The sequence below is a fragment of the Salmonella sp. GDC200615 genome (genome assembly GCF_050574145.1).
Classification (GTDB): domain Bacteria; phylum Pseudomonadota; class Gammaproteobacteria; order Enterobacterales; family Enterobacteriaceae; genus Salmonella; species Salmonella enterica.
The window spans coordinates 2,921,800-2,934,401 of record NZ_CP192247.1; the positions used below are offsets into that span (position 1 = coordinate 2,921,800).

Sequence of the window (12,602 nt, forward strand, 5' to 3'; positions counted from 1 at the left end):
TGATTATTTACCGCGAAAGCAAGATCCAATCCGTTGCTCTCATTTTTTGATTAAAACCACACTCTATTTAAGAGATTGAATCAGCCTGGGTTTAGAAATGACATCAGATTTACACCTGATTGCGCGTTGAATGCGACGCCAGGCGCTGGACAGCGCATAACGTTCTTTGGACACATCTGAATTATGTTGAGAATTATTTTCGTTCTGACCACAACAAAACGGCGCCAACCATTCGAAAAAAGAGGCGGATCATAAACAGCAAAACCAGGACGCTATGGATGATACACTTACAGTATGTATTGCGGTTGAGGCGTTACGAGCTGATGAATGAGCCAGAATTTCTGGCGGTGCGAGTTATGCAGCATAGATTTGCCGTATATTTTATACTGAATAGAGGTAAAATAGCTCCATTGCAGCACATTCTGGAACAGCCACACATTCTGTAGTCCAAAATTTACGCTCGCAGTACCGCTTTTTTACAGGATGCAACCCCCTTACCAGGGTGCTCAACATGCCCGGAATGTGTCCATAAACCCCATGTTATTTAGAGCTAGCCGAAGCGATATGAGTAACTTAACCAATTGTATTACAAATGAAAGTGTTGCAGTAACTGCTGATAAAAAGCCGGTTATTGGTCGCATTCACTCCTTTGAGTCCTGTGGCACCGTTGATGGCCCAGGCATCCGCTTTATTACCTTTTTTCAGGGCTGCCTGATGCGCTGCCTGTATTGCCATAACCGCGACACATGGGATACGCATGGCGGTAAAGAAATCACCGTTGAAGACTTAATGAAAGAGGTGGTGACCTATCGGCATTTTATGAATGCTTCTGGCGGCGGCGTGACGGCATCCGGCGGCGAGGCCATTTTGCAGGCAGAATTTGTACGCGACTGGTTTCGCGCCTGTAAAAAAGAAGGTATCCACACCTGTCTCGACACCAACGGCTTTGTGCGCCGTTATGACCCGGTGATTGATGAACTGTTGGACGTTACCGATCTGGTGATGCTCGATCTCAAGCAGATGAATGATGAGATCCACCAGAATCTGGTCGGTGTCTCTAATCACCGGACGCTGGAATTCACGCAGTATTTATCAAAGAAAAATGTGAAGGTCTGGATCCGTTACGTTGTCGTTCCCGGCTGGTCTGACGACGATGATTCCGCGCATCGCCTGGGCGAGTTTACCCGCGATATGGGTAATGTCGAAAAAATCGAACTGTTGCCCTATCATGAGCTGGGCAAACATAAATGGGTGGCAATGGGCGAAGAATATAAACTGGATGGCGTGAAGCCGCCTAAAAAAGAGACCATGGAGCGTGTAAAGGGTATTCTTGAGCAGTATGGTCATAAAGTGATGTATTAATCGCCTGCTATCTTACCCGCTTTTAAACGGCTACCCATGACGGTAGCCGTTTTGCTGTCTGGATAACGCTCTTACCGCTAAAATACCCGACCCCGCCATCAGACAGGCATGGTTAACAATATTGCGCTAACCAGGTATTAAATACAGAGTCGCTTATCTGCTGCTGGGTTGAAGGTCTGACAACTATTGCTGCCCCCGGCGCCTGTTAATACCGTGGTCTCCGCCTGGAACCCAGGCACCTGTAACCTTAAAAGGCGCTCGCCTGACAAGAGCGCCGTGGAAAAGAGCGTCGTTATGTGTTTCTACGCGCCAGCAGTGGGAAAATTAATCCCAACCCGACCAGGACAAAAGGCGTCACGATGTTCAACGTCAGCTGGAATGTCCACTCCGGCGTGAACGCCTCCATTTTGGGGAAAATACCGGTAAGGCAGGCAAACGCGGTGAAGGCAAAACACCATATTCCCACAGTTAACGCCAACGCCCGGTTGCGAATAAACACATATTCGGGTTTGTACTTTTGCGCCAGTCGAATGACGGCAATAAAGGCGACAAATACCCACAGATAGCGCAGCGGCATAACGACTGAATTGAGATTAAGCAGCCATTTGTACAGGTTGTTCATATCGCCGATGCCAAGCGTTGGCAACATAATCAAGATAGCGACCAACACTAATGTCAGCAAATAACCGTTAACAGGCGTACCTGAAGCGTTAGTACGACATAAGCGCTGCGGGATATATTTAGTGTCCGCATCACCCAGTAAAACTTTCAGTGGCGCATCAATAGAAAACACCAGCGCGGCGATTTGCCCCAGAGTATTGGCAATGGCATAAATCACCATTAATGAATTACCCATATGGTAATACTCACCCAATTTCTGGAATGCATAATATTGCCCATTAGTCATTAAATCGTCAGGTATATGCCGCGAATCAAACATCATTCCCATCGCCAACGAACCGAGGATAGCGCAGACCGCAACCATGACGGCTAAAAAGAGCATCCCCTTCGGAAATTCTTTTCCTGGATTCCGCGTCTGGTTGACATAAGGCGAGATCTTCTCTGCCCCACCAACCGCAAAGACCAACATAGAGATGGTGGTGATATAGGTAAAATCGATATGAGGAATAAATGACTGCCAGGTGATGTTAGTGGTCGCAATTTCAACGTTTGTAATTGCTGGCGCGGTCACTGCCATCACAACATATAAAATTGACATGATAAACATGGCAATCCCGGCCACAGACCCAACAACCTTTAGCGATTTCATCCCCCGGGAAGCAACCCACATAAAGAAAACAAACAATGCCAGCGTCAGCCCCTGCAAGGCAACGACGGTATATTCTTTTATCAACGAGCCGTCGCCTTTTAAAGCCCATCCCAATGCAATGAGTATCGCCTGCGGCTTTTGCGCCAGGTAGGGAATATGCACGACCCAATAGGTCCATGCCGCAAGGTAAGCCAACCCCGGCCCCATCGTATGCTTAATCCAGGTACTGACGCCCCCTTTTCCCTCTTTGAAGGTTGAGCCCAGTTGCCCCACGATTAAGGCATAAGGAATGAAATAGAGCGCAAAAATAAACACCCAGGAGAAGACAACCACTAACCCCTGGTTAGCATAGTTATTGACAACATTGCCGAATCCCCAAACGGTAATAAACGACATCAGGGCGATGTTGTACCATCGCAACTGTTTTTCCTGCACATTCGGCATAACGCGATCCTTCGTGAACACAATGCTATTACTATAAATGAAGCGGGGGATTATGCGCGGTAAAGACGAAGAGAGAAAATAGAGGAGCGCAAAATTATAACCTTCGGCACATTTTATTTTTCAGCAAAGCAAGAAAATTATGCAGGTCAATTATTTTACGTAAAACATAAACAAATAGTATGCAAGACTCACGTCCTGCATACGATTCAGAGAACAGTCAGATGTGGGCGACAGGATTAGGCGTCTGGCCGGCGTTACGTAACAGCATCAGCAGATAAATAAACGATACGCTGGCGATCATAATAAACAGCAGATTATCTGAATAATTCTGCATTAACATCGCAGCAAAAGACGGCCCCAACAGGCTCCCTACCGTATAACTTAACAACAGCGCCTGGTTCATTGCCACAAGCTGGTGATGTTCGACTTTTTCACAGGCCCAGGCCATTGCGACGGGATAAAGCGTAAAACCCGCCGCCCCCAGAATAAACAGAGCTGGCGCCATCGCCGCCTGGGTTAACATGGCAATACTACCGAGTATGACAACGAATACCTGTACGCGTAACACCAGCAAGCGACCAAATTTGTCCGCCAGACGTCCCATTGGCCATTGCCCCAAAATGCCGGCGCTCACCAGCACCGCCATCCAGAAACCGATGCTGGCGTTAGCCATCCCCTGATGCTTCAGATATAACGGCATCAGGCCATATAATGAACCAAGAACAATGCCGGAAATAATACAACCATTCACGCCAAGACGCGCCTGGCGTAGCTTCAGCATGGCGCTAATAGAAGAGGAATGACGTGCCTGCGTTTGCTGATTTACAATTCGGGTAAAGAGTAGCGGCAGAATTCCCGCCAGAATCATTCCGGTCACCCAGGGAAGGACGTGCAGCAATTCACCAGATACTTTACTGACCAATAATTGTCCAAGGAAGGTCCCCATGTAATAGGCCATCATATAGGCAGCCAGCAGGCGCCCGCGATTATGCGAGGTTCCGCTGCACATCAACGCACTTTCGACAACCACCCAAATCATGGCGCAGCCGATACCGGCAATAAAACGCCAGCTCATCCAGCTCCAGAACCCCACCATCACCCCCAACCCGACACAACCCGCGGCGAAGATCAGCGAGGCAAGATAATAGCTACGGTTAAACCCAATGCGTTTAATTAAATACCCGGTAAATAACGTCCCGACCAGATTGCCGGTAAAATAAGACGAGCTGACCATCCCCACCTGCCAGGTAGGAAGGTTTGCCTGAGCAAGCCACAGCGGCACAAGCGTATTCAGTACCGCAATGGCCAGGGTCAACAAAAGTAGCCCGCACAGCAAAAGCATGACGGGACGGGTATAGGTGGACATGAATAAAAACCGTGAGGAAGTTCAAATTTCATGCGCATCATGCCATCGCCAAAAACATTGTCAATCGGCTCCGCATGGGCGATTCTCAAGTTTTGAGACTATCGATTTGATTTACTTATTCTGCACGTGAATATATTGAAAGGCTAAAAATTCATCCCCTTGTTTTTATTGATCTAACCCGCAAAATCGGCGTTTTGTTCAGTCGAAAAATTTCATGGTTCCTTTAGCTTCGTTTTCTTCTCTATGGATTTATATGCGCCTTCTCCGCCCCGGTTATATTCCTTAGATTGATGGCGGCTAAAGGCGAATTCGGCCTGCACGTTCTGCAGGCCGAATGCGCGTCAACGCGTTAGCTGGCTACCGCCATGCCCACGGTCATATGCAGCCCATAGAATACGCCGCGGCCAATCAATTCCCCCGCCAGCATCAGAATGAAGGCGACAGAGAGCAACGGTACCGCAGGTTGATACCCTTTTAACTGTGGCACAATCCAGCAGCACAACGCCGCCGCAAGCAGCACCATACGCCAGGCCATCAGCGAACCATAATCCGGCACCAGAGCAGACGCCTGCTGAATGGAACTGTGAATCGTCGCCAGTTCCGCGCCCTGCATGGCCACCATAATGGCAATAACCACCAGCGCCAGCACCGACACCGCAGGCAACAAACGCATCGCCCAACCGTTCACGCCTGCGATGCGCAGCAGCAGATAACCCAGTAGCGGGCCCCCTATAAAGAGCGTCAGGAAGAAGCCCAGCGGCGTCCAGACGCTATACCAGGTCGGTACTGTATCGATGCTGTTATAGACGCGTACCATCATCCAGACGAAGACGACGCCCAGTACCATCGTGATAATCAGCCAGAGTGTGCGCAGTGCCGGCGGCAGCTTTTTCAGTACCGCCAGCAGCCAGCCAATCCCGCCGACCGCAAAAAACACCGAGCCGCTGGCAATTTCATTGCTCAGTGCGGAAGCACCCACGCGGTTAAGCGAGTTAAACGCGCGCATCGGCGAGCCCAGATGCAGCATCGAGGCGATAAAGCCAATCCCCATCAGCACCCACAGACCAAACATACAGGCGATCACCCGCTGCTGCGTTTCCGCGCGCAGGTCGCCCTTCATCAGCGCCAAAGCCAGAACAATAAAACCACCGGCCACGCACTGACCAAAGACCGTGAAGATCATCAACGGCCATTCATGCCATCCACTTCCCATCTTATACCTCCTTCGGATTGGCCAGATAACCGGTAGTGTCCCCGGTCGGGCGGCTGTTGGCGTTGGGTTTAATCACAATATTCGGCTTCGTGAAATGCGCGCGCGGTAACGGCGCGACGGCAGCCAGCTCACCGTGTTTTTTGCGCAGTTCGTCTATCGGGCCGAAATCCAGCGCCCGCAGCGGACAGGATTCGACGCAGATCGGTTTCTTACCTTCCGCCACCCGGTCATAACAGCCATCGCACTTGGTCATATGACCTTTGGCCGCGTTGTACTGCGGCGCGCCGTACGGGCAGGCCATGTGGCAGTAGCGGCAACCGATACAGACCTCTTCGTTCACCACCACAAAACCGTCATCGCGCTTGTGCATCGCGCCGCTCGGGCAGACTTTGGTGCAGGCCGGGTCTTCGCAGTGGTTACAGGAGATAGAGAGATAGTAGGCAAAGACGTTCTGGTGCCAGACGCCGTTATCCTCCTGCCAGTCGCCACCTGCATACTCATAAATGCGACGGAAGCTGACATCCGGGGTCAAATCTTTGTAGTCCTTGCAGGCCAGTTCGCAGGTTTTGCAACCGGTGCAACGGCTGGAATCAATAAAAAATCCATACTGGGTTGTCATCGGTTACTCCTTACGCCTTTTCAACCTGAACGAGGTTCGTATGTGACGGGTTCCCCTTCGCCAGCGGAGAAGGACGTTGGGTCGTCAGTACGTTAATACATCCGCCCTGATCCACGCGTTTTGCATCCGGGTCATACCATGCGCCTTCTCCCAGAGCGACCACGCCCGGCATCATGCGCGGCGTCACTTTAGCCTCGATATGAACTTCGCCGCGATCGTTGAAGATGCGGACTTTATCGCCATTGTTGATACCGCGTTTCTGCGCATCCATTGGGTTAATCCACATTTCCTGGCGACAGGCGGCTTTCAGTACGTCTACGTTGCCATAAGTGGAATGCACACGCGCTTTATAGTGGAAACCCGTCAACTGCAGCGGGAATTTATCCGTTAGCGGATCGTTATAGTTTTCAAAACCTGGCGTGTAGATCGGTAATGGATCGATCACGTCGCCTTCCGGCAGCTCCCAGGTAGCGGCGATATCCGCCAACGCCTGTGAATAGATTTCAATCTTGCCCGATGGCGTTGTAAGTGGATTCGCTTGCGGATCTTCGCGGAAGTCTTTATAGGCGACATGGTGGCCTTCGGGGTCGCGCTGTTTGAAGATGCCTTGCTTACGGAACTCCTCAAAGGTGGGCAGATTCGGAATGGATTTACGCGACTGTTCGTACAGATGACGCATCCACTCTTCTTGCGTCCGTCCTTCGGTAAACTGTTGTTCCACGCCAAGACGTTTCGCCAGTTCGCTGGTCATCTCATAAATCGTCTTACACTCGAAGCGCGGTTTAATTGCCTGGTCAGTGAAGATAACGTAAGACATGTTCCCGCAGGAGGCATCCAGCGCAAAGTCCATCTGCTCAGAAGCAGTGCAATCCGGCAACAGAATATCGGCGTATTTTGCCGACGAGGTCATATGACAGTCGATAACGACGATCATTTCGCATTTCTTGTCATCCTGCAGGATTTCGTGGGTGCGGTTAATCTCAGAGTGCTGGTTAATCAAACAGTTGCCAGCATAGTTCCAGATCATTTTAATCGGCACGTCCAGCTTATCTTTCCCCCGCACGCCATCACGCAGCGCCGTCATTTCCGGGCCGCGTTCAATGGCATCGGTCCACATAAACATGGAGATGCTGGTTTCAACCGGGTTTTCTAACGTGGGCATACGTTCAAATGGCAGGGCATAAGACCCTTCGCGCGCGCCGCTGTTACCTCCGTTAATCCCAACATTACCCGTCAGGATCGCCAGCATCGAGATGGCGCGCGTGGCGATTTCTCCATTAGCATGACGTTGTGGTCCCCATCCCTGGCAAATATAGGCGGGTTTAGCGCTGCCGATTTCTCGCGCCAGCTTAATAATGCGATCCGCCGGGATACCGGTAATTTGCGCCGCCCACTCCGGCGTCTTCGCGATACCGTCTTTACCCTAGCCCAGAATATAGGCTTTGTAGTGACCGTTTTTCGGCGCGCTGGCAGGCAAGGTTTTTTCGTCATAACCAACGCAATATTTATCCAGGAACGGCTGATCGACCATGTTCTCGGTGATTAAGACATATGCCAGACCATTGACCAGCGCCGCATCGGTACCTGGACGAATCGGAATCCACTCATCTTCGCGACCGGCGCCGGTGTCGGTGTAACGAGGATCGATAATGATCATCCGCGCGTTTGATTTCTGCCGCGCCTGTTCAAGATAATACGTTACACCGCCCCCGCTCATGCGGGTTTCGCCAGGGTTATTGCCAAACAATACCACCAGCTTACTGTTTTCAATGTCGGACGGACTATTGCCATCCGCCCAGCCGCCATAGGTGTAGTTCAGACCCGCTGCGATTTGCGCGGAAGAGTAATCACCGTAGTGATTAAGATAACCGCCGCAGCAGTTCATCAGACGAGCGACCAGCGTTTTTCCTGGCGGCCATGAACGTGTCAAAGTGCCGCCCAGCGTTCCCGTGCCATAGTTCAGATAAATGGACTCGTTGCCATACTCTTTGATAAGACGCTGCATATTGGTGGCAATGATATCGTAGGCTTCGTCCCAGCTAATACGCTCAAATTTACCTTCGCCGCGCGCGCCGACGCGCTTCATCGGATACTTGAGCCGATCCGGGTTATAGACGCGACGACGCATAGAACGACCGCGCAGGCAGGCGCGAACCTGGTGCAGGCCATCGTAATCATCGTTTCCGGTATTATCCGTTTCAACATATTTGATTTCGCCATCCACAACATGCATACGTAGCGGACAACGGCTGCCACAGTTTACCGTACAGGCGCTCCAGACGACTTTCTCGTCGGTTTTCGTCGGGCTTATCGCCTCTGCGGCGTTAGCGATGCGGGTAAATGGCAGGGTAAATGCGCTACTGGCCATCGCCAGGCCGCCTATCGCGGTGGTTTTGACTAAACCACGACGGCTCACCTCGGCTGCCAGCACGGCATCAGGGATCTTAGTTTTCATAAGGGCTCACTCTGCTGCTCACAATAAAAAAGCAATAAAACGATGTATAGAATTTTATATAGCGATAACTTCGCTATAAAGTCTGATATATATCGAAAAAATATAAAAATAGTGTTAAAAACTGAACTTCATTCGAAATCAGTATTACCCCTAATAGGGTAGGGATTATTGTCCGGTATCAAACTGGCATAAAAAAAGCGCCCGAAGGCGCTTTTTAGAAGAGGAGAAAGCGAGGATTAGCCGATATATTCCAGTCCGTTCATGTACGGACGTAATACTTCCGGCACTTCAATGCGGCCATCAGCCTGCTGATAGTTTTCCATCACAGCCACCAGGGTACGACCTACCGCCAGACCAGAACCATTCAGGGTATGGACCAGACGGGTCTTTTTGTCGGACTTGCTGCGACAACGTGCCTGCATACGACGCGCCTGGAAGTCCCAGACGTTAGAGCAGGAAGAGATCTCGCGGTAGGTATTCTGCGCCGGAACCCAGACTTCGAGGTCATAGGTTTTGCAGGCGCCGAAGCCCATATCGCCAGTGCACAGAATGATTTTACGGTACGGCAGTCCCAGTAGCTGGAGCACTTTTTCCGCGTGACCGGTCATCTCTTCCAACGCAGCCATAGAATCTTCCGGGCGAACGATCTGCACCATCTCAACTTTGTCAAACTGATGCATACGAATCAGGCCACGGGTATCACGACCATAAGAACCTGCTTCAGAACGGAAACAAGGCGTATGCGCCGTCATTTTAATCGGCAGTTGATCTTCGTCGATGATTTCATCGCGTACCAGATTGGTCAGCGGAACCTCCGCCGTCGGGATCAAAGCATAGTTGCTGCTGTCTGCTTCTTCTTCCAGCGGACGGGTATGGAACAAGTCGCCTGCGAATTTCGGCAGTTGACCGGTGCCATACAGCGTGTCGTGGTTAACCAGATACGGCACGTAGTTTTCGCTATAGCCGTGCTGTTCCGTATGCAGATCCAACATGAACTGCGACAATGCGCGATGCATACGCGCAATCTGTCCTTTCATCACCACAAAACGGGAGCCGGTCAGCTTAACCGCGGCGGCAAAGTCGAGGCCGGAGTGCATTTCCCCTAAGGTGACGTGATCGCGGATTTCAAAATCAAACTCACGCGGGGTACCCCAGCGGCTGACTTCAACGTTGTCGTTTTCATCTTTACCTACCGGCACTTCATCCGCAGGCAGGTTTGGGATGGTCAGTGCGATATCGCGGATCTCCGCCAGCAAGGTATCCAGCTCGGCTTTCGCCGCATCCAGCTCTTCGCCCAGTTTATTCACTTCCAGGCGTAAAGGCTCGATATCTTCCCCGCGCGCTTTCGCCTGGCCGATGGATTTCGATCGAGAATTACGCTCCGCCTGCAGGTTTTCCGTGTTGACCTGCAAAACTTTACGACGCTCTTCAAGAGCGCGCAGCTTATCTACATCCAGCTTAAAGCCCCGGCGTGCCAGTTTTTCAGCGACTGCGTCTGGCTCATTACGCAGCAGATTGGGATCGAGCATGCTTATCCTGTGCTTATCGAATAATAAAAGGAAACGCGATCAATTGATGATCGCCTCTGATTGTATTGATGAACGTAAACCGCGTTTACGTAATAGCGACGTTTTCGCCTTACCAGACCGACGACAGCAACAACGCATCCATTGCGCTATACCCGCGGACCTCATAAGCAACGTGCTATCAGGCATAACGAGATTCATCATCAACGCCATGATACCTGGAGCATCATATTTAGAGATAACCTTACCGCAACGTTTACACTAGCGGTAGCGTTTTGTGGGGCTATTTTGATCCTGTTCAGCCAGCCAGGCGAGCTTTTCGCCAATCTTGCCTTCCAGACCACGATTTGTCGGATGATAATAGCGCGTTTGCGCGATTTCCGGCGGGAAGTACACTTCACCCGCAGCATAGGCATTGGGCTCATCGTGGGCATAGCGGTACTCCTGGCCATAGCCCATCTCTTTCATCAGTTTGGTTGGCGCATTACGCAGATGGACAGGAACGTCATAATCAGGACGTTCGCGCGCGTCGGCCAGCGCAGCCTTAAAGGCGGTATAGACGGCGTTGCTCTTCGGTGCGCAGGCGAGATAAACGATAGCCTGCGCGATCGCCCTTTCGCCTTCAGCCGGGCCAACGCGGGTGAAACAATCCCACGCGGCAATGGCGACCTGCATCGCGCGCGGATCGGCATTACCCACATCTTCCGAGGCAATCGCCAGGCAGCGACGCGCCACGTACAGCGGATCGCCTCCCGCAGTAATGATACGGGCATACCAATAGAGGGCGGCATCCGGCGCGCTGCCGCGCACTGATTTATGTAAGGCGGAAATAAGATCGTAGAAGCGATCGCCTTTGTTATCAAAACGCGCGCTGCGCTCGCCGGCGATCTCGGTCAACAAGGCGGGCAATAAAACGCGTTTGCCGCTGTCATCCGCCTCCGCCATATCAGCCATCATTTCCAGCGTATTTAAGGCGCGCCGCGCGTCGCCATTGACCAGCTCAGCAATCGCTCGCCGTGTCTCATTCGGTAACACGATATCCTGATCGCCGTAACCACGCGTTTTGTCCTGCATCGCCTGGTCCAGTACTTGCTCGATATCGTCAGTGGTCAACGATTTCAGCAGATAGACCCGCGCTCGCGACAATAGCGCCGAGTTCAGCTCAAAAGAGGGATTTTCCGTGGTCGCGCCGATAAAGGTGATAGTGCCATCTTCGATATGCGGTAAAAAGGCGTCCTGCTGGCTTTTGTTAAAGCGATGCACTTCATCGACAAACAGGATGGTACGGCGACCAGCATTACGATTCTGGCGGGCGCGCTCGATAGCTTCACGAATCTCTTTTACCCCAGAAGTGACGGCGGAAATACGCTCGACATCGGCGCTGGCGTAGCGGGCGATCACTTCAGCGAGCGTGGTTTTCCCCGTCCCTGGCGGCCCCCATAAAATCATGGAGTGCAGATGCCCGGCCTCAATAGCGCGAGGCAACGGCTTACCTGCGGCCAGCAAATGCTGCTGGCCGATATACTGCGCTAAATTTTCCGGCCGCATTCGCGCGGCCAGCGGTTGAAACGTATTATCAGAAAAATCGAGCGACAGATTGCTCACTCATCGCCTCTACTTACGTTGGTCGTCTATCGTTACCCCTTGCGGCGGAGTAAACGTAAATTTTGACGGATCAACAGCGCCGTTTTGCTGGGATTTTAGCTGATAGGCGCTACGCTGATCGTCTTGTTCTACGGCGCTAAACTGGTGGATAGTCCCGTCGCGTCCCACATTGATGGTGAACTGTTTCAGATTGCCGTTGCTGGCTTTCGGCGTCAGCACAAAATTATCGCCATCCTGCTTAATATTATACTGCTGCCAGTCGCTGGCCTGGTTGCGGGCAATCAGCATAAACGGTGTATTTCCAGTGGCATCTTTCAACCACGTGGCGGTAGCCTGTTCTACAAACGGGTTATAGAACCATAACGTTTTGCCGTCAGAAACCAGAATACTCTCGTCAGGTTGCGTCATATGCCAGTTGAATAGATTTGGCCGCTTAACCCATAAATCACCCTGTCCCTCCTGCACCGCGGCACCGCTGCCATCGGTGACTTTTTGAGTAAAGGTGGCATGAAAGCTGCTCACTTTATCCAGACGGCTTTTCAGAGAGCTGGCGGCGTCAGCCCATACGCTGCTGGCTACAACGCTTGAAAGTAATGCACAGGCGATTGCCATTTTTTTCATCATTATTCCTCAGGTTTCGACACTCCCGACCAGGAGCTCCTTTTGCTTTCTATTCCAGGCCAAAAATCAGCATGAGGAAAGAAGAAAATACTGAATTTTGTTGCCGGATGGCAGCCTGCAC

At 51.5% G+C, this 12,602-nt stretch carries 9 protein-coding genes and 1 pseudogene; 2 read left to right on the forward strand and 8 right to left on the reverse strand.

The features are described 5' to 3' along the window. Positions 1 to 119 precede the first annotated feature (119 nt). A complete protein-coding gene (locus ACQ29O_RS14150) occupies positions 120 to 446 on the forward strand; it encodes a hypothetical protein (protein ID WP_012543336.1) in 327 nt (108 codons plus the stop codon). Positions 447 to 564: 118 nt separating this feature from the next. Beyond that, positions 565 to 1,362, forward strand: coding sequence for a pyruvate formate lyase 1-activating protein (pflA, locus tag ACQ29O_RS14155; protein ID WP_000067974.1), 798 nt, complete (start codon positions 565 to 567; stop codon positions 1,360 to 1,362). Positions 1,363 to 1,654: 292 nt separating this feature from the next. On the opposite strand, the gene ACQ29O_RS14160 is transcribed toward pflA, so the two are convergent. From ACQ29O_RS14160 to lolA, 8 genes and pseudogenes are all read right to left on the reverse strand, one after another. After that, entirely contained in the window at positions 1,655 to 3,076 is a 1,422-nt protein-coding gene (locus ACQ29O_RS14160) for an APC family permease (protein ID WP_001134268.1), read from the reverse strand. A 217-nt stretch (positions 3,077 to 3,293) separates the two neighbouring features. Then, on the reverse strand, positions 3,294 to 4,442 hold the full coding sequence (locus ACQ29O_RS14165) for an MFS transporter (RefSeq protein WP_000109268.1): 1,149 nt from the start codon (positions 4,440 to 4,442) through the stop codon (positions 3,294 to 3,296). A gap of 349 nt (positions 4,443 to 4,791) precedes the next feature. Next, entirely contained in the window at positions 4,792 to 5,655 is an 864-nt protein-coding gene (locus ACQ29O_RS14170; protein WP_000534676.1) for a dimethyl sulfoxide reductase anchor subunit family protein, read from the reverse strand. Between the two features lies 1 nt (position 5,656). Beyond that, a complete protein-coding gene (gene dmsB / locus ACQ29O_RS14175; RefSeq protein WP_000213069.1) occupies positions 5,657 to 6,274 on the reverse strand; it encodes a dimethylsulfoxide reductase iron-sulfur subunit DmsB in 618 nt (205 codons plus the stop codon). A 10-nt stretch (positions 6,275 to 6,284) separates the two neighbouring features. Next, positions 6,285 to 8,729, reverse strand: a pseudogene (gene dmsA / locus ACQ29O_RS14180) (dimethylsulfoxide reductase subunit A). Positions 8,730 to 8,965: 236 nt separating this feature from the next. Next, complete coding sequence (serS, locus tag ACQ29O_RS14185; protein ID WP_000886697.1) at positions 8,966 to 10,258, reverse strand: serine--tRNA ligase; 1,293 nt, start codon at positions 10,256 to 10,258, stop codon at positions 8,966 to 8,968. Positions 10,259 to 10,516: 258 nt separating this feature from the next. After that, positions 10,517 to 11,860 carry a replication-associated recombination protein RarA gene (gene rarA / locus ACQ29O_RS14190; protein ID WP_000067792.1) on the reverse strand — a complete coding sequence of 448 codons (1,344 nt, stop codon included), beginning with the start codon at positions 11,858 to 11,860 and terminating at the stop codon, positions 10,517 to 10,519. A 9-nt stretch (positions 11,861 to 11,869) separates the two neighbouring features. Beyond that, positions 11,870 to 12,481 (reverse strand): outer membrane lipoprotein chaperone LolA, encoded by a 612-nt coding sequence (gene lolA / locus ACQ29O_RS14195; protein WP_001519746.1) that lies wholly within the window; start codon positions 12,479 to 12,481, stop codon positions 11,870 to 11,872. Positions 12,482 to 12,602 lie beyond the last annotated feature (121 nt).

Bases quoted from the DNA above. Each gene is read 5' to 3' on its own strand.
- lolA (WP_001519746.1), bottom strand. From the start codon at position 12,481: ATGAAAAAAATGGCAATCGCCTGTGCATTACTTTCAAGCGTTGTAGCC.
- serS (WP_000886697.1), bottom strand. From the start codon at position 10,258: ATGCTCGATCCCAATCTGCTGCGTAATGAGCCAGACGCAGTCGCTGAA.
- ACQ29O_RS14160 (WP_001134268.1), bottom strand. From the start codon at position 3,076: ATGCCGAATGTGCAGGAAAAACAGTTGCGATGGTACAACATCGCCCTG.
- dmsB (WP_000213069.1), bottom strand. From the start codon at position 6,274: ATGACAACCCAGTATGGATTTTTTATTGATTCCAGCCGTTGCACCGGT.
- pflA (WP_000067974.1), top strand. From the start codon at position 565: ATGAGTAACTTAACCAATTGTATTACAAATGAAAGTGTTGCAGTAACT.
- ACQ29O_RS14165 (WP_000109268.1), bottom strand. From the start codon at position 4,442: ATGTCCACCTATACCCGTCCCGTCATGCTTTTGCTGTGCGGGCTACTT.
- ACQ29O_RS14170 (WP_000534676.1), bottom strand. From the start codon at position 5,655: ATGGGAAGTGGATGGCATGAATGGCCGTTGATGATCTTCACGGTCTTT.